Genomic DNA, 23,743 nt, shown 5'->3' with positions numbered 1-23,743 from the left:
TACAAATAAAAAATCACTCGTTTTTACACAAGTGATTTTTTACGTTATTTTACAGAGATAATCTCTACTTGCATTTCTCCACCTGGTGTTTGGATTGCTACCTTCTCACCAATTTGCTTACCTAATAAGCTTTTTGCGATTGGAGAATCGTTAGAAATTCTTCCTTCAAATGGATCGGCTTCTGCGCTACCTACGATTATGTACGCTTCTTCGTCTCCACCTGGTAACTCTTTAAATATTACTGTTTTACCTAATGTTACAACTGTAGACTCTTCACCATTGTCTTCAATGATAACCGCATTACGAATCATGTTTTCAAGTTGTGTAATACGTCCTTCTACGAATGCTTGCTCATCTTTCGCTGCATCATACTCAGAGTTCTCTGAAAGATCTCCGAAGCTACGTGCGATCTTAATACGCTCTACAACTTCTTTACGTCTTACTGTTTTTAATTGTTCAACTTCGTTCTCTAGTTTTTGCTTACCCTCTTGCGTCATAGGGTATGTTTTTTCTGTTGCCATGTTTTCCACTCCTTTTATATACCAATCCCCCGAAAAAAAGAGGAGTTCCATATGAAAACTCCTCCGCTTATATAGCGGAGGTTTCTAGCACACGTAGCACTAGTGGAGTTGTCACATACAACCCCTTATTCTCCAATTCTTCCTTATATAAAGAAGGTATGTATGGAAAGTTGATATAAATATGCCCTCACCTATTGGTAGGTGAGGTTTCATGTTTCATTGTATTCGATAAGAAGGGAAAAAATCCCTTCCTATCGTATATCTTTTACTATGCTATTACAAATTTACTTTTTGTTCAAGAATTGTTGCAATTTTTGTAACCATAATATCAATTGCAACATGGTTTTGTCCACCTTCAGGGATAATAATATCCGCGAATTTCTTAGAAGGCTCAATAAATTGATTATGCATTGGACGTACAACGTTTACGTATTGGTCGATAACTGAATCCATTGTACGACCGCGCTCTTCAATATCGCGCTGCATGCGGCGTAAAATACGAAGGTCTGCATCTGTATCAACGAACACCTTAATATCCATTAACTCACAAAGACGTGGGTCTTCTAAAATAAGAATTCCTTCTAAAATGATTACATCTTTCGGCTCAACTGGAATAATTTTTTCTGAACGCGTATGCAATGTATAGTCATATATAGGCTTTTCCACTTGCTCATATGCAAGCAACTGCTGCAAATGGTCAATTAACAAATCATTATCAAACGCTAACGGATGATCGTAATTTGTTTTTAAACGTTCTTCCATTGGTAAATGGCTTTGATCTTTGTAATAATAATCTTGCTCCAAGATTAAAATGGAATGACCTTTAAAATGGTCAAAAATCGCTTTCGTTACACTTGTTTTTCCTGATCCTGAACCACCAGCGATTCCAATTACAACAGGCTTATTCGTCCCCATTCGACTACCACTCTTTCTTATTGAAGTATGTTTTTGCGCATCATATTATTCACATACACTGGTTGATCCACTTTGAATTTCACGATTTGCAACGGATGTCTCGCTGCATCTAATTCGTTTCCATCCTCATCCCAAATTTTCTCCACCGTTTGCGTAAAGTTTTCTATTTCTGGCCCAAAGAACTCCACTTCATGTCCTGGTTTGAAGTGATTACGTTGCTCAAGCGTTACGATGCCCGTTTCTTCATTATAATCTAACACTAAACCAGCAAAATCATACGTTGTTTTCTTACTATGATTTCCAAACATTTGCTCTTGATGTCCTGGAACCCCTTCAAAGAATGCAGGAGCTGTATCACGATTTGCACATTTATCAAGTTCATCTAACCATTCTTGTTTAAACTCAAAGTTATCCGGATCCGCACAATACGCATCAATTACTTTACGATATACAGTTGCTACAGTCGCTACGTAATGGATAGATTTCATACGTCCTTCAACTTTTAAGCTATCAATTCCAATTTCAATCATTTTCGGAATTGATAAGATTAAATTTAAATCTTTTGGGCTCATCGCAAAGTGAGCATCTTCTTCTTGGAATAGAGGAAGCTCTTTTGCATCTTTATGTTGTGATACCGTTTGAACTAAATCATAATCCCAGCGGCAAGATTGACAACAACCACCACGGTTAGAGTCACGCGCTGTCATATGGTTACTTAATGTACATCTCCCTGAATACGCGATACACATTGCACCATGGACGAATGCTTCAATTTCAACATCAACTTTTTCTTTAATTTCTTTCATTTCTTCATAGCTTGCTTCACGAGCTAATACAAGACGATGTAAACCTTCTTCTTTCCAATACTGTGCTGCTTTCCAGTTGGATAGTGATTGTTGTGTACTTAAATGCACCTCAACAGAAGGAGCTACACGTTTACATGTCTCAATAATAAGCGGATCGGCAACGATAATTCCCGTTACGCCAGCTTTTTCAATCCCTTTTAAATATTCCTCTAGCCCATCCATATTTTCATTATGTGCAAAAATATTTGTTGTTACGTATATTTTTGCTCCATATTTCTTTGCAAATTCAACGCCTTCTGCCATGTCTTCCAGCGTAAAGTTACCTGCATTAGAACGAAGACCAAATTCTTGTCCACCTAAATATACAGCATCTGCCCCATAATGGATAGCTACTTTTAATTTTTCTAAGTTACCCGCAGGGATTAACAGTTCAGGTTTTTTCACAATAACGCGTTTGCCATCGATCACTCGTGAAATTTCTTGTACAGTCATTTCCTACACCCTCCTCGTTTAGTAAACCGTTTCTTTAAAGAAGAATCCTGTATCTAACGGACGATTTACCGGTTGTATTTCTTCTATCTCTTTAAATAAATCATCTTTCACGTCATAATACGCATCACGATCTTCTACACATAAATCAATCGCCTTACGATATTTCTTCGTTACCTCAATAATGTACTCAGAACTTTTTAGGACACCATCAATTTTTAAGCTATCGACTTCAGCATCGATTAGTTCCTCTAACTCATCGATGAAACAAATATCATTCGGACTCATAATGTGAGTACCATTTTCATCTTCATAAATTGGATATTTGTTATTACGTTCCGGGTCGTATAAGAACATATTCTCTTCATACTTTTTCTTTTCGATGTCGAGATTACGCCCTTGATACTCAAAGTAGTTTCCTACTAGTGAACGCTTCGATTGGAACATGCAAGTCATACCGTGAATTTGTACTTCAAGTTCCACTTCAGCATTTTCTTTTAATTCAGCAATTTCATCTAAGCTAAGCTCACGAGCTAATACAGCGCGTTTCGCTCCTCTTTGCCCCCAATAGTTACAAGTAAACCAGTTTGTTGCTGTCGTTTCTGTATTCCAGTGAAGTTGCATATTTGGTGCAACTTCACGAACAGCCATTAATACCGCTGGATCTCCGAAAACAATCGCATCTACATTTACCTCATTTAAAAAGGCAACATAGTCCGTTAATTCTTCTACTTTATCATTGTGGAACATCGCATTCATTGCAACGTATACTTTCACACCATTTTCATGTGCAATGTTTACAGCTTGTTTCACATCTTCACGTGAAAACTCTCCTGCCAAACGTAAACCAAACTTTTGTTCACCAACCATTACTGCATCTGCCCCTGCTTTCACAAGAGGTTCAATATCCGCCACCGCTCTAGGCGTTACTAACAATTCAGGTTTCTTCATACTTTTGTCACCCTCTCTTTTTACTTACAGCCACTCCATCGCCAATTGGGAAAATCGTTGTATCATATCCTTCATGATTCATAAGCCATTCATTGTACGTCTTAATACGACGAATCAAACCACGGGTACGTCTATTTTCAATTTTCTCTTTTGTCGTCACAAGACCATGGTACATAACGTTATCTGAAATAATAACGCCACCAGGATTTAATAACGGTTCGTATAAGTCAAAAAAGCGACGATACTGCCCTTTCGCTGCATCAATAAAAATAACATCAAATGTTCCATGTTCTTTCACTTGTTCGCCCGTTTCTAAAGCATCACCGTAAATAACAGAAATACGGTCTGTTACCGAGGAACATTCTATATATTCAAGTGCCTTTTCATATCGTTCACGATTGCGCTCTACTGTCACAATGCGAGAGTTCGGAATAGCTTGCATCATACGAATACTAGAATAACCGATTGCTGTTCCAAGTTCTAAAATACTTTCCGGTCCAATTAAACGTAAAAATTGCAGCATAAATTCCATTCCAAGTCGATCCATAATCGGCACATGGTTTTCAGTTGCATACTCTTCCATTTCAAGAATTAATTTATCTTTTGGATCAATAAATGATAATAGGTACTCGTTAACTGCATCCTCCATAATTGGTCCTCCTTATTTACATGGAGAAGTGCCTCTATGACGCGTCAACCTTTGTCTTTTCACACATAGAATGCAATAAAAATACAAGCCAGTTTCACCCTTAGCTTGTACGTCCCGTTTTGATATTAAAAACGATTCTTCTGCCAGTTTTTAACCCGATATATTTTACCACAAAAAAGAGGGATATGCGACCCTTTTCGCTATCCCTCCCCATTTCACTGTTTTTTCGTAATGTATTTTTGCTTTAATGCATTATGTTCTTCTAATGTTTTCGCATAATACACTTCACCACTTGGTGCAGCTAAGAAATAATAATAATCTGTTTGCGCAGGATCTAACGCTGCTTCCACTGAATGTTTACCAGAGTTTGCAATCGGTCCAACCGGCAACCCTTTCACAACATACGTATTGTACGGTGAGTTTACTTTCAAGTCTTCGTATAATACACGTTGTTTATGCTTTCCAAGTGCGTATAATACCGTCGGATCCGTTTGAAGCGGCATACCTTTCGCTAAACGATTATAGAAAACACTAGAGATTTTTTGGCGATCAGTAAAGCCAGTAGCCTCTTCTTCAATAAGTGAAGACAACGTGAGAAGTTGATGAACATCCCAGTTCTTCGCTTTCATTTTCGCCTCATTTTGAACAATAATTGCATTTGTTTTCTCAAGCATCGGGATTACAATTTCTTCTAATTTTGTATCCTTTTTATAGAAAGAATACGTTGCTGGATATAAGTATCCTTCTAGTGGATATTTAATGTTACTATCAAAAATTTTATCCGTTAGTAGCTTCGGATACTTTTGCTGCATTTTTTGAATAAATGCTTTATCGTTTAATTGACGCACAACATCATCTTTATTCCACTTTAATTCTGCCGCAATCACTTCAGCAATTTCAGTTACTTGCGCCCCTTCTTTAATCGTCACTTTATAAAGAGCCGGACGATGTACGTTGCCAGATGACATTTGTTCAATGACATCGTTAGCACTCATCGAAGGATTTAATAAATATGTACCTGCTTGTAAGCTTTTCGACTTAAATTTCGTATAAAAACTAAAAACTGTACTGCTTTTCACAGCACCTTTTTCTTCTAAAATCTCACCGATTTTACTTGTAGATGACCCCTTTGGAATCTCTACCTCAATCTCTTTTTTATTCTCGCTATCAACTGGCCCTAATGCAGATGAAATATACGCATAGACTGATCCACAAACTAAAAGCAGTGCGATAATCGAAATTAAAAAAATGCGTCTACGCTTCTTCTTCACTTGATTCTCTACCAAAATTCTTCCTCCTTATTCAATTGTAGACCGTATACACTTCCTCTATACAATGCCCTACAAACATAAAGCAAAACCAATCATTTCTAAATAATCGGTGACAGCTACGTATTTAAAGCCTTTTTTCATACAACCCGTCTTATTATACTATAAACAATTAAGTAGTTTCGACAAAAAATCTGTCATTTTGCATATGAATACAAAAAAGGCGAACTGTGTACACAGTTCGCCTTTTTATCCATTACTATTCTTCTTCTTGCTCATCAGCAAGAGTGTTAAACATTTCTTGTACCATTTCCCACTCTTCTTCAGATTCAATTGAAAGTAATGTTCCGCCCTCTTCTTCACTTTGCTCATATGCCATTGCATCGAAGATTTGGTCTCCATCTTCGTCTACTTCACCGATTGGAGAGAAGACTACGTAAGATTTTTTGCCGAATTTTTCAGCATCAAAAGTGAAAATAATTTCACATAAATGTTCGTTTCCTTTTTCGTCTACAATTGTAATTTGATTTTCTTCCATTTTGGTCACCTCTTATTTACTATCTAAAAATCCTTGTAAGATCACGACTGCAGCCATCTTATCGATTACCTGTTTTCGCTTCTTACGGCTCACATCAGCTGAAATGAGCAGACGTTCCGCTGCCATCGTCGACAAACGCTCGTCCCACATTACAACTTCTAATTGTAACAGATTTCGCAGGTTTTCTGCAAATTGCTGGCACGCTTCACCACGAGGGCCGATTGTACCATTCATATTTTTAGGTAAACCTACTACTATTTTGTCCACATTGTACTGTTTTACCAACTCAGAAATACGGTCAAAACCAAAGTGGCCTCGTTCTTCGTTAATCCTGATTGTTTCCAGCCCTTGTGCTGTCCAGCCCATTTCATCGCTCATTGCAACACCGACTGTTTTAGTACCAACATCTAAACCTAATATCCGCATAAACTACTCCTCACGATGATGTTTCAAGTAAGACTTCACAAGCTCTTCAATTATCTCATCACGTTCAAGCTTGCGAACGATGCTTCGTGCATCTTTATGGCGAGGTATGTATGCTGGATCTCCACTTAATAAATAACCGACGATTTGGTTAATCGGATTATAACCTTTTTCTTGAAGTGCATCATACACAGTTAAAAGTACATCATTTACATGGACACTCTGTTTTTCATCTTGAATGCTAAACTTCATTGTCTTATCAAAACCGTCCATTTCAAGCACCTCACTTGTAAGTAGTAAGTATAGGGAGAAGAACTTCTCCTCTCCCTACCATTGTACACTACTATCTCTTTATTTTGAAACAGATTTAACGTACTCTTGTACAAACGCTAAAGCTTCCTCTACTTGCGCTGGGTTTTTACCGCCTGCTTGTGCCATATCAGGACGGCCACCACCGCCGCCTCCACAACGAGAAGCTACTTCTTTCACAAGTTTACCCGCATGGTAACCTTGACTAATTAAATCTTTCGTTACGCCAGCTAAAATGTTTACCTTATCGTCATTTACAGACGCTAATACAACAACTGCAGACTCTAATTTATTTTTAAGGTCATCCATCATTGTACGTAAGTTGTTCATATCTGCAACATTTACTTTCGCCGCTAATACGTTCACGCCATCAACTGTCATTACTGAATCAGTTAAGTTTCCAGCTTCGATATTGCTTAATTTCGCAGCAAGAGATTCGTTTTCTTTTTGAAGTTGTTTTACTTCAGTAAATAAACCATCAACTCTTGTTAAAATATCTTTTGGATTTGTTTTCATTTTTCCTGCTGCTTCTTTTAATAAACCTACTTGATCGTTCATTAATTCGTATGCAGACTTACCAGTTACCGCCTCAATACGACGAGTTCCTGCACCGATACCAGACTCAGCAACGATTTTGAAAATACCAATAGAAGCTGTGTTATCAACGTGACAACCACCGCAAAGCTCTAAGCTGTAATCGCCTACTTGTACAACGCGTACAACATCACCGTATTTTTCACCGAATAATGCCATTGCACCCATTTCTTTCGCTTCTTCGATTGCTTTTTGAGAAATCGCAACATCAATACTTTCCCAAATTTTTTCGTTTACGATACGCTCAATTTTTTCTAATTCATCAGCTTGTACTTGACCGAAGTGAGAGAAGTCAAAACGTAAACGTTCAGATGTTACAAGAGAACCCGCTTGGTTAACATGCGTTCCAAGTATATCTTTTAATGCTTGGTGCAGTAAGTGAGTTGCTGTATGGTTTTTCACAACGCTACTACGGTTTTTCGTATCGATAAGAGCTTTTACAGCCGCTTCTTTCGTTAATGTACCCTCTTCAACAACAACTTTGTGTAAGTTTTGACCATTTGGTGCTTTTTGTACGTCTTTTACAACAACTTTCACGCCGTCAGCAAGAAGATAACCACGGTCTGCAATTTGCCCACCGCTCTCAGCGTAGAATGGCGTTACATCAAGCATTAATTGTCCTTCTTCACCTGCTTGTAAGCTATCTGTATACTCACCATTTTTCACAAGTGCAACAACGTTACTTTCTGTTGCAACTGTACCATAACCAACGAATTCGCTCGCTACTTTAACTTCACCAAGTACACCGCCTTGAACTTGCATAGAATCAACATCTTGACGAGCAGCACGTGCACGCTCACGTTGTTTCTCCATTTCATTTTCAAAGCCCGCTTGATCAACTGTCATACCAGCTTCTTCTGCATATTCTTCTGTTAATTCAATTGGGAAACCGTACGTGTCGTATAGGCGGAACGCATCTACGCCAGAAATAACAGTTGTTTTTTCTTCTTTCGCTTTTGCAATTACTTCAGCTAAAATTGATTCACCATCATGAAGTGTTTCATGGAAACGCTCTTCTTCATTCTTCACAACTTTTGCGATGAAATCTTTCTTTTCAAGTACTTCTGGATAGAAGTCTTTCATTACTTCTCCAACAACCGGTACTAATTCAAACATGAACGGACGGTTAATGTTTAATTTCTTAGAATAACGAACAGCACGGCGTAATAAACGACGTAATACATAACCACGGCCTTCGTTAGATGGAAGAGCACCGTCACCAACAGCGAATGTTACTGTACGGATATGGTCAGCAATTACTTTAAACGCCATATCTTTTTCTAAATCGCCATTACGATATTTCTCACCAGAAATTGATTCTGTTGCACCAATCATCGGCATGAATAGGTCTGTATCAAAGTTCGTAGGTACATCTTGAACGATAGATGTCATACGCTCTAGACCCATCCCTGTATCGATGTTTTTCTTAGGAAGCGGCGTATATGAACCGTCTGGATTATGGTTAAATTGAGAGAATACAAGGTTCCATACTTCTAAGTAACGCTCGTTTTCTCCGCCCGGATATAATTCTGGGTCACTAAAGTCATTACCGTAAGATTCACCGCGGTCATAGAAAATTTCTGTATTCGGTCCACTTGGTCCTTCACCGATATCCCAGAAGTTTTCTTCTAAACGGATGATGCGTTCTTTTGGAACACCCATTTTCTCATTCCAAATTGTGAATGCTTCTTCATCTTCCGGATGAATTGTAACAGATAGTAATTCTTTATCGAATCCGATCCATTTGTCGCTCGTTAGAAATTCCCAAGCCCAAGTAATTGCTTCTTCTTTGAAGTAATCACCGATTGAGAAGTTCCCTAACATTTCAAAGAATGTATGGTGACGAGCCGTTTTCCCAACGTTTTCAATATCGTTTGTACGAATTGATTTTTGTGCATTTGTAATACGTGGATTTTGTGGGATTACACGACCATCAAAATATTTCTTTAATGTCGCTACACCACTATTAATCCATAACAGAGATGGATCTTCATGAGGAACTAGTGATGCACTTGGTTCTACTGCATGTCCTTTTTCTTGGAAAAAGTCTAAAAACATTTGACGAATTTGTGCGCCTGTTAGTTGTTTCATTGTATTTTCCTCCTTAAATATAAAAAACTCCCGCCCCTAATAAAAGGGACGAGAGTTAACTCGCGATACCACCCTAATTATGAATTGATTATTATAACAATCAATTCATCACCTCATGGTGCCGTAACGTGGCAAGACGGCAGTGATTAGCTGCTCTCAGGATTAGCTTTCTGTTACCCTTCATTCAAAGCTCCTTTCAGCCAGTGGAAGCTTCTCTCTACAAATGGACTGTAACGTACTTGTTCCGTCATTGATTTAATGTATTATATGACTAAATATAATAGAATTCTCTTAAGTTTGTCAATGTAGATAATCATTTATATTGTATCAATTGCTTATTAATCATAGTTATTCTACTATTCATTCTTAACAGCCTTTAAATATATTATGCATTTATTACTAAATAGGAATATCCTCTCAAAAAATACTTTATACAATTTTTCTAAATATTACATTATTTGTTATAATTAAATTATTAACAATAAAGGAGCGATTACAATGACAACCTTATTGAATCAAGCTAAAGAAATGTTAACAACTGATGAAAAAATCCTTTTTTATGCAGCATGCTCATTAAATATATTTATATATCGTTCCGTTGCAAGACCAGGACTGTTAATTTTAACGAACAAACGGCTCTTCTTTTATGGACCAGATGTAAGTAAGAACCCAATATTTGAAGAGTACTCTTTTGCAAACATTTCTAATCTAAAAGAGCAAAAGCGTCTTTTCAGCAATCAAATTATATTTATGTACGATAATGAATGGAAAAAAATAAAACATATTCAAACAAATGATGTAAGCTCTCTCGTTCAACAAATACACGAGCAACTCTCTAAATAATGATAGCCCTCTACTTTTATAAGTAGAGGGCTATCATATTACACATCTTCTTTTTTCCAAAGAGGCCTCACATGAACGATCACTGTCCGAATGACCGCTAAAATAGGAACCGATATTAGTAATCCTACAATCCCCGCAACTTCTCCCCCTACTAGTAATGCAAACATAATGATCACAGGATGCATACGAAGCGACTTACCAACGATGTAAGGCGATAAAATGTTACTTTCCAAAAATTGCAAAATAGCAATTGTAATCCCCGCCTTAATGAGTAAACTCGTTGATACCGTTGCCGCAATCATCAACGTCGGAATCGCCCCTAAAATAGGACCAAAGTACGGGATTATATCCGTTACCCCAATAATAATGCCGAGCAGCAATGGATATTTCATACCGATAAACCAAAAAGAAAGAACAGATACTCCCCCTAATACTAAGCAAACAAATAACTGCCCTCGAATATAACTTCCGAGTGATTTATCAATTTCTTTCGCAAGCATTTGCCCCGTACTACGCCACTTACTCGGGACTAATTTCCAAAATATATGATAAAACTCACCGTAATCTTTTAATATGTAAAATACAATGAACGGAATTAAGAAAATAATGAGTAACGAATCCAGTACACCACGAGCTGTGCTCATGACTTTATTTAAAAGCGCTTGAATCTTCGTTTCTACACCACCAAAAATTTGTTTCACCTTTTCATGAATAAATGATGGGAAATTCGCTGTTTGTTCTGTAACTCCATCCATCCAAGAATCGTACATTTTTGTAAACTGTGGAAATTGTTCATTAATTTCTTGTAACTGTTTAATAACAACTGGCGTTCCTTTATAAATTCCATAGCCAATTCCGCCAAAGAAAAGAATATAAATGAGCAAAATAGCAAGTGTGCGTGGCATTCCTTCCTTATGAATTTTTTCAATTAAAGGGTGTAATAAATAAGCAATAAAACAAGCAATAAAGAACGGTGTGATCGCCACTTTAAATACAAAAATAATCGGTGCCCATAGTGGCTTAATTTTTAAAAAGACGAGCAAACAAAGAAAAACGAGTAACAATAATCCTAAACGATATATCCAAATGATTTTAAGATTCTTCACACGAAAAACCTCCTCCACCTTTATTTTGAAAATAAATAGGTTAGGTTATGTGCAAAAGTTTTAAAATCTTTTTATACAGACCATACTGTTTTTTAAAGACATACATATATTTAACATAATAAGGACAACCACCCCTTGAAAATACAAAATGTCAAAATATAATAAGGAGGGCTCATAATGATCTTATTTATGCTTGCATTATCCGCACTTTTTATGCTTCTTGAATGGATTTGTATCGGGTTTGGTATTTGGAAAGGCTTCTTTATTCGTTCCTCACGAAAGGAAAGAGCTAAGCACTTATGGCATTATGGAATGCTTGGCGTTGGATGCTACGGTTTATCTTATCTCTTCTCTGAAATCGGACTTTTATATTTGCATACAAGCGCATAAAAAAACTCCCTTATCATAAAGGGAGTTTTTTACGCCTTATAAATAAGACTTAATCATCTTACGTGCTTTTTTCACATTGCGTTTTGAGAATACATCTTGTTTGCGAGCATATTGATACGCTGCAGCTCCAACACCTAATGCGATTAATGAATTGCGTAGATTCAAAGTAAATCCCCCTTTTCGTTATCCGATCGTTCTTTCATTATCATCAAATAAATCATCAAGAGAGCTTAATGAACCATCTTCCTCTACTTGATGTGTATGGATTTTCCCCTTTGAAACCGATAATTCGATATAACAATTCCAGCAATAAAATTGGTTGACACCTATTTTTCCGATGTCTTTCCCTTTGCAATTTGGACAACTGAACATATGGCTTTCATCTCCTTACAGTCTCCCAGATTCTATTCGCCATTATGTCCAAACTGCATTCATTTATACATTGCTAGAACCTTTCAACGTTATACGTTTGAAAGGTTCACTATATAATTTCACCTTGTTACATGAAATCATACGGTGAAATGTTTTCCACGTCCATTTCTTCACCATTAACTGTCACCATCTGCACTTCTCCTTGTGATTCTTGCAATCGGCCAGCTAAAGTCGTTTGACGCATTGCATCATCAAGGCGATTTACACCGGATTGAAACGCTGCTTCCTCCCCGCAAATAATAAGGAATTTCTTACTCCTTGTAATACCCGTGTAAATTAAATTACGACGTAACATACGGTAGTAGCTCTTTACAATTGGCATAATAACTATTGGGAATTCACTACCTTGCGATTTATGAATCGAGCAGCAATAGGCATGCGTAATTTGATTTAAATCCGGCTTTGTATATGTTACTTCAATTCCATCAAATGAAACGATAATCATATCTTGTTGCTCGACATTTTCTTTCGCATAAAATACTGAAACAATTTCTCCAATATCACCATTAAACACTTGGCTTTCCGGCTGATTGACTAATTGAAGTACTTTATCACCTCTCCGGTATACAACGTCACCGTAGGCAATTTCTTTACTCTTTTCTTTTTTCGGATTAAACACTTCTTGAAGAGCTTCATTTAACACATTAATACCTGCTGGTCCGCGGTACATTGGTGCCAATACTTGTACATCTCTTGCACTAAAGCCTTTTGTCTTAGCATTTTCACAAACCTTTTTAACAACCTCAACAATTTGAGCACCTGCACAGCTGATAAATGAACGATCTTTTTTATTTTGTGCTAAATCTGGCGGGAGCGTCCCGTCTTTTATCGCATGGGCAAGCTGAATAACAGACGAGCCTTCTGCCTGACGATAAATTTCTGTGAGTTTTACCGTTGGAATGGCACCTGCATTTAATAAATCTTTCAACACTTGTCCAGGTCCTACCGATGGTAATTGGTCTTCATCACCTACAACGATTACTTGGATGTTCGTCGGCAAGGATTTAAACAATTGATTTGCAAGCCAAATATCTACCATCGAAAACTCATCAATAATAAGGAGCTTCCCTTGTACAGGGTCTGTTTCATTGCGCTGAAAAGATCCTTCTGGCGTCCATCCAAGCAGACGATGAATTGTGCAAGCTGGAAGTCCTGTCGATTCACTCATGCGCTTCGCCGCTCTTCCAGTTGGGGCCGTTAATAATATTGGAAATGGATTATCATCACTATATTCATTCGGATTTAATGATACTCCGTGAAGTGACGCATACATTTCAACAATTCCTTTAATAACTGTTGTTTTCCCCGTCCCTGGTCCACCTGTTAATAACATCATCGGCTTATGAAGTGCAGTTTGAACTGCTTCTTGCTGAAGCGGCGCATACTGTACCTTTAGCTGTTCTTCAATTTCTCCTAATGTTTTTAACACTTCTGCTTCAGGGAATGCAGGGGTTTCTTCTTGATTCATAAGACGACGAATTGACTTTACAACGCCTTTCTCAGAATAGAATAAAGAAGCTAAATACACTCGCTCTTCTTCTATAATGACTTTCCCTTCGCTTTGCATCATTTCAACGCAGCCTACAATATCTTCCTCAGTCACTCTGCCTTCTTGATTATTTAAAAGTGACATCGTTTCTCTTACAAGCTGACCTTTTTCCATATACACGTGACCGAGTTGTAATGAAATATTCTCTAACGTATAAAAACACCCTGCACGTACACGGTCGTCGTGATTGCCCGTTATTCCGATTGCACGCCCTATATCATCTGCTCTTCCAAATCCAATTCCGTCCACTTCTTCAATAAGTTTATACGGATTATTACGAATCACTTCTAATGTCATCTCTTTATATTGCTGATAAATTTTAATAGAAAGTTTTGTTCCAAAACCGTAACCATTTAAAAAACTCATCACTTTCTCGAGCCCTTGATGCTCAATAATCGTCTCATATATTTCCTGCGCTTTTTGCTTGTTTACAACACCACTTAACGCATCCGGATCATCCATAATTTTAGAAATCGCATGCTCACCAAGATGGTCCACGATTTTTTCAGCTGTACGCTTTCCAATCCCTTTAAATAAATCGCTCGCTAAATATTGCACCATACCTGCTTTTGTTTGTGGCAGTTCTTTTTTAAACGTTTCAACTAAATATTGTTTTCCATACTTTGGGTGGTCTTTAAAATGACCTGTTAATGTAAACACTTCATCTTCATGCATACGGGGAAAATGACCGTTTATCATTACTTTTTTTTCGTCGTATGTTTCATTCGTTTCAATGACTTTCATACTGACAACGGAATAGAGGTTTTCTTCGTTGTGGAAAATGGTATGAAGAACTTGCGCTTTTATAAATTTTTTTTCTTCCTCAAACAAATCCATTGCATGTTGATTTCCCATATTGCCTCTCCTTTCCGAGTTCTTTTCACTTTAATGAGCAGTACATCCCCCACCTCTTTCACAATCTTTAGATGAGGGGTAACTGCGCATTAAACTATAAGTTCACTTTATTCAGCTTCTTGCTCTAATAAACGAATACCATTACCAGCTAAAAAGTGGTCTGCTTGAATTTCAGTCGCTTTCTTAAATAAAGTAAGAGCTTTCTCGTTATTCTCCTCGAATACGTACGCAACACCTAAATTGTAATACGCATCTGCATGCTCTTCATCCATTTCTAACACCTTTTCAAAATAAGGTTTTGCCTCTTGAATATGTTCTAGTCGTGCGAAGCAAAGTCCGCATTGGAAAACAGCTTCTACATCGCCTTCATCTAATTCCGTCGCTCTTTGTAAAAATGGAAGTGCAAGACGATCATTTCCAAGTTGCACATGTGTGATACCTAACATAAATGTTACGTCAGCTGATTGTAATCCCACTTGCATCGCTTGTTCAAATACAGCCTTCGCCTCTGCAAATTGCTCTTGACCGTAATATACATTTCCTAAGCCATAATAAGCAGCAGCAGATTTACCATCTAATTCTAATGCACGTTTATAAAATACAATTGCTCGCTCACTATCACCTAATACATCTAATAAATTCGCAAAGTTAATGTATCCAAGCGCATCTTTCGGATTTTCTTCGATTGCTTCTGTGAAATTTTTAGCTGCTTCTTCCCAGTTTCCTTCTTGCATATATTTAATACCTGTTTCAAGTTTGTTTGACATATCCTTCACCTCTACAACAAATTATAACAAAGAATGTATTTTCCAAGCGAACGAAAATTCGCTTTATGTAAAAGAAACCTCTAACCGCTAATCGGCAGAGGCTTCTCGTGTTATCCTAAATAATCTAATTTCTTACCACTATGATATACTTCATCAATTGTAGCGCCGCCTAAGCACTCATCTCCATCATAGAAAACAACTGCTTGGCCTGGCGTAATCGCACGAATTGGCTCATCACAAAGAATACGAACTGTATTTTCATCAACGATTTGAACCGTTACTTTATTGTCTGCTTGACGATAACGGAATTTCGCTGTACACGTAAATTCTTTTTCCTTCGCTTTATTACTTACCCAGCCTACATTCGTAGCAATAACTTCATCACCATATAGAAGTTCGTTATGGAATCCTTGATCAACATATAAAATGTTTTCTTTCAAGTTTTTTCCAACAGCAAACCACGGATCACCATTACCACCAATACCAAGGCCATGACGTTGTCCAATTGTATAATACATTAAACCATCATGTTTCCCTTTCACTTCACCAGATAATGTTTGCATTACACCTGGTTGCGCCGGTAAATAGTTACTTAAGAAATCTTTAAAGTTACGCTCACCGATGAAGCAAATACCAGTACTATCTTTCTTCGCCGCTGTCGCTAAACCAGCTTCTGTCGCCATTTCGCGAATTTGTGGTTTCTTTAATTCACCTAATGGGAACATTGTTTTTGATAGTTGCTCTTGGCTTAATTGATTTAAGAAATATGTTTGATCTTTATTGTCATCAACGCCGCGAAGCATTTTATATTCGCCGTCCATATAAGCAACGCGTGCATAATGACCTGTTGCTACATAATCAGCACCAAGTGCAATTGCATGCTCTAAAAATGCTTTAAATTTAATTTCTTTGTTACACATTACATCTGGGTTTGGTGTACGACCAGCTCGGTACTCATCTAAAAAGTACGTAAATACTTTATCCCAGTATTGTTTTTCAAAGTTTACTGCATAATACGGAATGCCGATTTGGTTACACACTTCAATTACATCATTGTAATCTTCTGTTGCTGTGCAGACACCATTTGCATCTGTATCATCCCAGTTTTTCATAAAAATTCCGATTACATCATAACCCTGCTCTTTTAATAAAAGAGCTGCTACAGATGAATCGACGCCACCGGACATCCCGATGACAACGCGTGTTTCTTGAGGTAGTTTGTTCATCATGTCACCTCCCATGCTAATTTTGTGTTAATCGCTTCACGATTTTCACTGTTTCGTACGCCGCTTTTTCAATTTGCTCTTTCGTATTTCCAAGTCCGAAACTAAAGCGTACGGATGAACGTATTTGATCGGAGTCTTTTCCGAACATCGCCACTAATACATGTGATGGATCAATCGAACCAGCTGTACAAGCAGAACCACTTGATACTGCAATACCAACTAAGTCTAGGTTTACAAGAAACGGTTCAATATTCATTCCTGTAAAATTTATATTAAACACATGTGGTAAGCGATATTCTAAGTCTCCGTTTACCTCGAAATGAATGTCCTCATTTTTGAAGACAGATACCATTATATCTTTAAACTCTTCATATTGGGCATTTTTTTGCTCACGAGTTTTTTCAGCTAGCGAAACTGCATGTTGAAGTCCAACAATACTAGGTACATTTTCAGTACCAGCACGACGTTTTCTTTCTTGCTCTCCGCCTATTAATAACGGTTCAAATTTCACATTTGCACCAGCATATAGGAACCCTACACCTTTTGGGCCGTTAATTTTGTGAGCGGAAATCGATAATAAATCAATACCAAACTCTTTCACATCTATTTCTATTAAACCGTAAGCTTGTACAGCATCTGTGTGGAAATAAGCTTGATGCTCTTTTAACAACTTTCCTATTTCCACAATTGGTTGTATTGTCCCTACTTCATTATTCCCGAACATAATAGATACAAGAATCGTCTCTTCCGTTAGTGCCTTTTGTATGTCAGAAACTTGAACACGCCCTGTTTCATCAACAGGTAAATACGTCACTTCAAATCCTTCACGCTCTAACAATTCACACGTATGCAAAATCGCATGATGTTCAATTTGCGTTGTAATAACGTGGTTACCTTTATGACGATTCGCACGCGCTACACCTATAAGTGCTAAATTATCAGCTTCTGTACCACCGCTCGTGAATATAATTTCATTTGGACTCGCGTGAATGCTACGTGCACACACACGTCTCGCCTCATCTATCGCATGGCGCGTTTGACGCCCATAAAAGTGAATACTAGACGGGTTTCCAAATGTTTCTGTCATATATGGAATCATCTTTTCGACCACTTCTGGGTGAGTCGGAGATGTCGCAGCATGATCTAAGTAAATGCGTTCCATTAAATCTCCTTCTTTCCAAATCGTTTCACAAGGAATTAAATGTAAAACATATAGCCCCCGTGATTTTCTTCCTCATAACGTACTAAATCTTCTAAAGTTGTACTATCTAATACTTCTTGCACTGCATCACGAACACGCATCCATAATTGGCGTTGTGCTGGTTCTTCTTCTTCTATCATTTCTACAACACTAATTGGACCCTCTAGTACACGGATTACATCTCCAGCTGTAATGTTGACTGGCTGATCAGATAATACATATCCACCATATGCCCCGCGCGTACTCTTTACAAGACGAGCGTTACGAAGTGGTGAAATTAATTGCTCTAAGTAATGCTCAGATAGGTCATGTGCCTGTGCAATTGATTTTAATGAAATTGGGCCTTCACCAAACTTTTTTGCAAGGTCGATCATAATTGTTAAGCCGTAGCGGCCTTTCGTTGAAATCTTCATCTATTTGCACCTCATTTCAAATTTTCACTTCTATTGGTTATATCTTATTTATCCCGCTATTTGCGGGCAGTAAAACTCCCACCTCAAAATTCGGCTGGAGTAAAGAAGTTAGGTGGGGGATGAACAAACCCCCCACTAATTAAAGTTTCACTTTATAAAAGAACACAATTTAAAATCCTATGAAATTATAGCATAATATAGTATTATAAGAAATTTCAACTTGTGTATCAAAATGATAACATAAAATCACATTGAAAAACTCGGAAATTATTACAATTGAAAGAAAAATAGGAATATTCATATTCATTTTCCCCACAAAACAGCATCCTATTTCAAATTTCATCAAAAAAAATGATACGATAGAATGAGATTATACATTAAGGGAGAGGGTCAAATGAAACAACCACTCGCACATCGAATGCGCCCTACAAATATTCAAGAAATTATCGGACAACAGCATTTAGTTGGTGAAGGCAAGATTTTATGGCGTATGGTCCAAGCAAATCATTTTCAATCAATGATTTTATATGGTCCTCCAGGCACAGGAAAAACATCAATCGCTAGCGCAATTGCAGGAAGTACTGGAACCCTGTTTCGCCTCTTAAACGCTGTTACTCATAATAAAAAAGATATGGAAGTTGTCGTACAAGAAGCGAAGATGCATCGGCACCTCGTTTTAATTTTGGATGAAGTTCATAGGCTAGATAAAGCGAAGCAAGACTTTCTATTACCCCATTTAGAAAGCGGACTTCTTACTTTAATTGGTGCAACGACAAGCAATCCGTTCCATGCTATTAATTCTGCTATTCGAAGTCGTTGTCAAATCTTCGAATTACACGCATTAACAGAAGATGATATTTTAATTGGCTTAAAACGAGCGCTTGAAGATAAAGAAAAAGGGCTTGGGGAATATGATGTAACTGTTACGGATGAAGCATTACATCACTTTGCAAATGCGTCAGGCGGAGATATGCGCTCAGCTTATAATGCACTTGAACTAGCTGTTTTATCTAGCTTTACAACTGACGACAAGGCAGCGGAAATTACACTTGAAATCGCAGAAGAATGCTTACAGAAAAAGAGTTTCGTTCACGACAAAGGTGGCGATGCTCACTATGACGTTTTATCTGCTTTTCAAAAATCAGTACGCGGAAGTGATGTGAACGCCGCACTTCATTATTTAGCACGTCTTATCGAAGCTGGTGACTTACAAAGCATCGGTAGACGTCTGCTTATTATGGCATATGAAGATATCGGACTTGCTAGCCCACAAGCTGGACAACGTACACTTGCAGCGATTGAATCAGCTGAACGGGTCGGCTTCCCAGAGGCACGCATACCACTTGCAAATGCTGTTATTGAACTTTGTCTATCACCGAAATCAAACTCGGCCTATAAAGCACTCGATGCCGCACTACACGATTTACGTAATGGCCAAACAGGCGATATTCCAAGTCATTTAAAAGATAGTCATTATAAAGGAGCCGAATCGTTAGGAAGAGGCATCGAATACTTATATCCACACGATCACCCAAATGGCTGGGTACAACAACAATACTTACCTGATAAAATTAAAAACAAGCAATATTATAAACCGAAAACGACAGGAAAATTTGAACAAGCACTTTCTACTGTTTATGAAAGATTACAAAGTTCGCATAAAACGAAGAATAAAGGGTAATATAAGCGAAAACGTCACCATTACGGAGGGTTCGCTTATGAAAACACGTCAAGATGCATGGACAAAAGAAGACGATCTCCTTTTAGCAGAAACTGTTTTACGACATATTCGCAGCGGAAGTACACAAATAAAAGCATTCGATGAAGTTGGTGATACATTAAACCGAACTTCAGCAGCTTGTGGCTTTAGATGGAATGCTGAAGTAAGACCATATTATGAAGATGCGGTGCAAATCGCAAAAAAACAACGTAAAGAATTAAAGCGTTCGGAAGCTAAAATAGAAAAAGAGCTGTTCTCACAAACTCGGCAGCTCGTAATCGATGCCGAGTTTTCAGAAGATATTGTCCCAAATAAACAAGATCTTACAATGCAAAATGTCATCTCATTTTTGCAAAACTTGGAGCACAATAACCCTTCACTCGCAAAGTTACAAACTGAAAATGACGTATTACAAGATCAGCTCACTTCCCTGCAAAAAATGAATAATGAACTTGAAGCAAAATTAGCTGTTCTCACAAAAAAACAACAAGCAATCGAAGAAGATTATGCAATGCTTGTTAGAATTATGGATCGTGCTCGAAAACTTGTTTCAGTTGAAGAACAAGAAGAGCAAATTGCTCCGATTTTCAAAACCGATCAAAATGGAAATTTAGATATTATATATTCTGCAGAAAACTAAAAACAGGGATGCCACTTTTTCAACTAAGTGACATCCCTGTTTATTTTCCCTTAGTGAAAAAGCACCACAGTAAATGAAATTATATTAACGATTCGACATCGACATTTCTTTAAAACATACAAAAAGCATATATCCGAAATGGATATATGCTTTCCTTTTATTCTTGCCCTACACGCTTCACTTCTACGTTTTTAATACGCTCACGTACAACGTGACTTGCCATAATTAAACCAGCCACAGATGGTACGAACGCATTTGAAGAAGGTGGTAATTTCGCTTTACGAATTTTTGCATTTTCGTCTGGTACGATTTCTTTACGTACTTCTTCACGAATTACGATTGGGTTTTCGTCAGAGAAGACAACTTTTACACCTTTTTTAATACCATCTTTACGAAGCTTCGTACGAATTACTTTCGCAATTGGATCTGTATGTGTTTTAGAAATGTCCGCAATACGGAAACGAGTTGGGTCCATTTTATTTGCCGCACCCATACATGAGATAATTTTGATTTTACGACGTAAACATTGTTTAATTAAATGAATTTTGAACGTAATCGTATCAGATGCATCTACTACGAAATCTAAACCGTGTTTAAAGAACTCTTCATATGTTTCATCTGTATAAAACATCTCTAGCCCAATTACTTCACACTCTGGATTAATATCTGCAATACGCTCTTTCATTAATTCTACTTTTGAACGTCCTACAGTAGATACTAACGCGTGAATTTGACGGTTTACGTTTGTAATATCTACAACATCTTTGTCAACTAATACGAGACGTCCTACGCCAGAACGTGCTAACGCTTCTGCCGAAAATGATCCTACACCGCCAATACCTAAAATACCGACTGTACTATTTTTTAATATTTCAAGGCCTTCTTTTCCAAAGGCTAATTCATTACGTGAAAATTGATGTAACATTCAGCTCTACACTCCTATTACAAAAATGGTCTACCATGTATTCTAGCGTTTTTCCGACTATTTGTATAGAAAAAGTTATATAATTCCTAAAAATACATATTTCAAACAAGGAAAACATAATGTAAACCGGACTTTTTTCTTACATATACGTTTAAAAAGGAGGATTTAGAGAACCGAGCAGATCGAGGCACTTATGCTAGGAGAAGCACAGTGTAGGGATACTACTCGAGCACCGGACTAGCATACGTAACGATGAGATGCAACAGTTATCTAAACCGGACTTTTTAAACAACCTCTATAAAAAAAGCCTAGACGGCTATAGTATAACCATCTAGACTCTATTCTTACTTCTCTTCTTTCAAGCTCAATTTTAAGCTTAGCTCTTCAAGCTGAGCTTCTGCAACTGGGCTTGGCGCTTCTGTTAATAAGCAGCTTGCGCTTGCTGTTTTCGGGAATGCAATTGTATCACGAAGGTTCGTACGACCTGCAAGTAACATAACAAGACGGTCTAAACCTAATGCGATTCCGCCGTGTGGTGGTGTACCGTATTCGAATGCTTCTAATAAGAATCCGAATTGTTCTTGTGCTTCTTCTTGTGAGAATCCAAGTGCTTTGAACATTTTTTCTTGTACGTCACGCTCGTAAATACGAAGTGATCCACCACCAAGCTCATAACCGTTTAATACAAGGTCATATGCTTGTGCACGTGCTTTTTCTGGTGCTGTTTCTAATAACTCAACGTCTTCACGGAATGGCATTGTGAATGGGTGGTGAGCTGCGAAGTAACGATCTGCATCTTCATCGTACTCAAGAAGTGGCCAATCAGTTACCCATAGGAAGTTAAATTTACTTTCGTCAATTAACTCAAGTTCTTTACCTAGACGTAAACGAAGTGCACCTAAGCTATCTGCAACAACACTTTTCTTATCTGCTACGAATAGTAATAAGTCACCAGCATCCGCTTCTAATGTACTCATTAACACGTTTGCCTCTTCTTCACCGAAGAATTTCGCAATCGGTCCTTTTAAGCCGTCTTCTTCAACTTTAAGCCAAGCTAGACCTTTTGCACCGTATACTTTGGCGAATTCAGTTAATGCATCGATGTCTTTACGAGAGTATTTGCTCGCTGCACCTTTTGCGTTAATCGCTTTTACTTGTCCGCCGTTTTCTACAGCACTTGTAAATACTTTAAATCCACAACCTACTGCAAATTCAGATAGGTCTTTTAGTTCCATTTCAAAGCGTGTATCCGGCTTATCAGAACCAAAGCGAGCCATTGCATCAGCATATTTCATACGAGGGAATGGTGCACTAACTTCTACACCTTTTGCATCCTTCATGACTTTCGTCATCATACGCTCCATCATTTCTAAAATTTCATCTTGTGTTAAGAATGATGCCTCGATATCAATTTGCGTGAATTCCGGTTGACGATCCGCACGTAAATCTTCGTCACGGAAACAACGTGCTACTTGATAGTAACGCTCAAATCCACCGACCATAAGAAGCTGTTTAAATAGCTGCGGAGATTGAGGTAATGCATAAAATTCACCATCATGCACACGGCTTGGTACTAAATAGTCGCGAGCTCCTTCTGGCGTGCTCTTCGTTAAAATTGGTGTTTCAACTTCTAAGAACTCTTCTGTATCTAAGAAGTTACGAATTGTTTTCGTTACGTCATGACGCATTTTGAATGTGTTGAACATTGCAGGACGACGTAAGTCTAAGTAACGATATTTTAAACGCACATCTTCTGATGCATCTGTATCATCAGCAATAATGATTGGCGTTGTTTTCGCTGCGTTTAATACATTTACTTTCGATGCTTGTACTTCAATACGACCAGTTGCCATATTATCATTAATTGCGCCTTCACCACGTTCAACAACTGTACCTTCTACGTGCAATACGTATTCGCTACGAATCGTTTCTGCTACTTCTAACGCTTCTTTTGATGTTTCTGGATTAAATACAACTTGTACGATACCTGTACGGTCACGTAAGTCGATAAAGATTAATCCACCTAAATCACGGCGTTTTTGTACCCAACCTTTTAATTGAACTGTTTGTCCAACCGCTTCTACTGTTACTTTCCCGCATGCATGTGTTCTTTCAGCCACTT

Annotated in this window: 24 protein-coding genes and 1 other annotated feature; of the genes, 4 read left to right on the top strand and 20 right to left on the bottom strand. The window is 37.8% G+C overall.

The features are described from left to right. Positions 1-44: 44 nt before the first annotated feature. From greA to alaS, 10 genes are all read right to left on the bottom strand, one after another. Positions 45-521 (bottom strand): transcription elongation factor GreA, encoded by a 477-nt coding sequence (greA, locus tag JFU18_RS21170; RefSeq protein ID WP_078213491.1) that lies wholly within the window; start codon positions 519-521, stop codon positions 45-47. Positions 522-797: 276 nt separating this feature from the next. Beyond that, complete coding sequence (gene udk / locus JFU18_RS21165) at positions 798-1,436, bottom strand: uridine kinase (protein ID WP_002015274.1); 639 nt, start codon at positions 1,434-1,436, stop codon at positions 798-800. A gap of 17 nt (positions 1,437-1,453) precedes the next feature. Beyond that, on the bottom strand, positions 1,454-2,734 hold the full coding sequence (locus JFU18_RS21160) for a peptidase U32 family protein (RefSeq protein ID WP_002015275.1): 1,281 nt from the start codon (positions 2,732-2,734) through the stop codon (positions 1,454-1,456). Between the two features lie 18 nt (positions 2,735-2,752). Beyond that, positions 2,753-3,682, bottom strand: coding sequence for a peptidase U32 family protein (locus JFU18_RS21155; RefSeq protein WP_002138432.1), 930 nt, complete (start codon positions 3,680-3,682; stop codon positions 2,753-2,755). 7 nt (positions 3,683-3,689) lie between these two features. Next, positions 3,690-4,331 (bottom strand): O-methyltransferase, encoded by a 642-nt coding sequence (locus JFU18_RS21150; protein WP_002034114.1) that lies wholly within the window; start codon positions 4,329-4,331, stop codon positions 3,690-3,692. Between the two features lie 215 nt (positions 4,332-4,546). Further along, positions 4,547-5,617, bottom strand: a complete 1,071-nt coding sequence (gene mltG / locus JFU18_RS21145; protein WP_085312413.1) for an endolytic transglycosylase MltG — start codon at positions 5,615-5,617, stop codon at positions 4,547-4,549. Between the two features lie 241 nt (positions 5,618-5,858). Then, positions 5,859-6,137, bottom strand: a complete 279-nt coding sequence (locus JFU18_RS21140) for a DUF1292 domain-containing protein (RefSeq protein ID WP_002034112.1) — start codon at positions 6,135-6,137, stop codon at positions 5,859-5,861. 12 nt (positions 6,138-6,149) lie between these two features. Next, a complete protein-coding gene (gene ruvX / locus JFU18_RS21135) occupies positions 6,150-6,563 on the bottom strand; it encodes a Holliday junction resolvase RuvX (RefSeq protein ID WP_001221204.1) in 414 nt (137 codons plus the stop codon). Positions 6,564-6,566: 3 nt separating this feature from the next. Further along, positions 6,567-6,833, bottom strand: a complete 267-nt coding sequence (locus tag JFU18_RS21130) for an IreB family regulatory phosphoprotein (protein ID WP_000348591.1) — start codon at positions 6,831-6,833, stop codon at positions 6,567-6,569. A 78-nt stretch (positions 6,834-6,911) separates the two neighbouring features. Further along, positions 6,912-9,554, bottom strand: coding sequence for an alanine--tRNA ligase (gene alaS / locus JFU18_RS21125; protein WP_002015283.1), 2,643 nt, complete (start codon positions 9,552-9,554; stop codon positions 6,912-6,914). 41 nt (positions 9,555-9,595) lie between these two features. Next, positions 9,596-9,814, bottom strand: a binding site (T-box leader). Positions 9,815-10,052: 238 nt separating this feature from the next. Here alaS and JFU18_RS21120 point away from each other — a divergent pair. After that, positions 10,053-10,397, top strand: coding sequence for a PH domain-containing protein (locus tag JFU18_RS21120; protein ID WP_002190741.1), 345 nt, complete (start codon positions 10,053-10,055; stop codon positions 10,395-10,397). 38 nt (positions 10,398-10,435) lie between these two features. Here the strand turns inward: JFU18_RS21120 and JFU18_RS21115 are convergent, their stop codons facing one another. Beyond that, the gene (locus tag JFU18_RS21115) at positions 10,436-11,503 is read right to left on the bottom strand and encodes an AI-2E family transporter (RefSeq protein WP_088293725.1); all 1,068 of its coding nucleotides are present in this window, start codon (positions 11,501-11,503) and stop codon (positions 10,436-10,438) included. A gap of 177 nt (positions 11,504-11,680) precedes the next feature. Between JFU18_RS21115 and JFU18_RS21110 the strand changes: the two genes are divergently transcribed. Next, on the top strand, positions 11,681-11,893 hold the full coding sequence (locus tag JFU18_RS21110; protein ID WP_002015285.1) for a hypothetical protein: 213 nt from the start codon (positions 11,681-11,683) through the stop codon (positions 11,891-11,893). Positions 11,894-11,929: 36 nt separating this feature from the next. Here the strand turns inward: JFU18_RS21110 and JFU18_RS21105 are convergent, their stop codons facing one another. From JFU18_RS21105 to cymR, 7 genes are all read right to left on the bottom strand, one after another. Further along, the gene (locus tag JFU18_RS21105) at positions 11,930-12,058 is read right to left on the bottom strand and encodes a YrzQ family protein (RefSeq protein WP_002015286.1); all 129 of its coding nucleotides are present in this window, start codon (positions 12,056-12,058) and stop codon (positions 11,930-11,932) included. A gap of 18 nt (positions 12,059-12,076) precedes the next feature. Next, complete coding sequence (locus JFU18_RS21100) at positions 12,077-12,265, bottom strand: hypothetical protein (protein WP_002015288.1); 189 nt, start codon at positions 12,263-12,265, stop codon at positions 12,077-12,079. A 127-nt stretch (positions 12,266-12,392) separates the two neighbouring features. Continuing rightward, positions 12,393-14,729 (bottom strand): SF1B family DNA helicase RecD2, encoded by a 2,337-nt coding sequence (gene recD2 / locus JFU18_RS21095; protein ID WP_061689584.1) that lies wholly within the window; start codon positions 14,727-14,729, stop codon positions 12,393-12,395. Between the two features lie 107 nt (positions 14,730-14,836). Further along, positions 14,837-15,496 carry a tetratricopeptide repeat protein gene (locus JFU18_RS21090; protein ID WP_002143220.1) on the bottom strand — a complete coding sequence of 220 codons (660 nt, stop codon included), beginning with the start codon at positions 15,494-15,496 and terminating at the stop codon, positions 14,837-14,839. A gap of 110 nt (positions 15,497-15,606) precedes the next feature. Next, complete coding sequence (gene mnmA, locus JFU18_RS21085; RefSeq protein ID WP_002088752.1) at positions 15,607-16,722, bottom strand: tRNA 2-thiouridine(34) synthase MnmA; 1,116 nt, start codon at positions 16,720-16,722, stop codon at positions 15,607-15,609. Positions 16,723-16,738: 16 nt separating this feature from the next. After that, positions 16,739-17,884, bottom strand: coding sequence for a cysteine desulfurase family protein (locus JFU18_RS21080; protein ID WP_201034335.1), 1,146 nt, complete (start codon positions 17,882-17,884; stop codon positions 16,739-16,741). 35 nt (positions 17,885-17,919) lie between these two features. Beyond that, complete coding sequence (gene cymR / locus JFU18_RS21075) at positions 17,920-18,336, bottom strand: cysteine metabolism transcriptional regulator CymR (protein WP_000704117.1); 417 nt, start codon at positions 18,334-18,336, stop codon at positions 17,920-17,922. Positions 18,337-18,730: 394 nt separating this feature from the next. Between cymR and JFU18_RS21070 the strand changes: the two genes are divergently transcribed. Both JFU18_RS21070 and JFU18_RS21065 read left to right on the top strand, forming a co-directional pair. Next, positions 18,731-20,017 carry a replication-associated recombination protein A gene (locus JFU18_RS21070; protein ID WP_201031814.1) on the top strand — a complete coding sequence of 429 codons (1,287 nt, stop codon included), beginning with the start codon at positions 18,731-18,733 and terminating at the stop codon, positions 20,015-20,017. A gap of 37 nt (positions 20,018-20,054) precedes the next feature. Continuing rightward, complete coding sequence (locus tag JFU18_RS21065; protein ID WP_201031815.1) at positions 20,055-20,696, top strand: RsfA family transcriptional regulator; 642 nt, start codon at positions 20,055-20,057, stop codon at positions 20,694-20,696. Between the two features lie 157 nt (positions 20,697-20,853). Here the strand turns inward: JFU18_RS21065 and JFU18_RS21060 are convergent, their stop codons facing one another. Beyond that, positions 20,854-21,621 (bottom strand): tRNA threonylcarbamoyladenosine dehydratase, encoded by a 768-nt coding sequence (locus JFU18_RS21060; protein WP_000903181.1) that lies wholly within the window; start codon positions 21,619-21,621, stop codon positions 20,854-20,856. A gap of 344 nt (positions 21,622-21,965) precedes the next feature. Further along, positions 21,966-23,741 (bottom strand): aspartate--tRNA ligase, encoded by a 1,776-nt coding sequence (gene aspS / locus JFU18_RS21055; RefSeq protein WP_002015297.1) that lies wholly within the window; start codon positions 23,739-23,741, stop codon positions 21,966-21,968. Positions 23,742-23,743: the final 2 nt, after the last annotated feature.

This window comes from Bacillus sp. TH22 (genome assembly GCF_016651015.1).
Taxonomy (GTDB): domain Bacteria; phylum Bacillota; class Bacilli; order Bacillales; family Bacillaceae_G; genus Bacillus_A; species Bacillus_A mycoides.
This window is presented reverse-complemented; position numbering and strand designations above follow the sequence as displayed.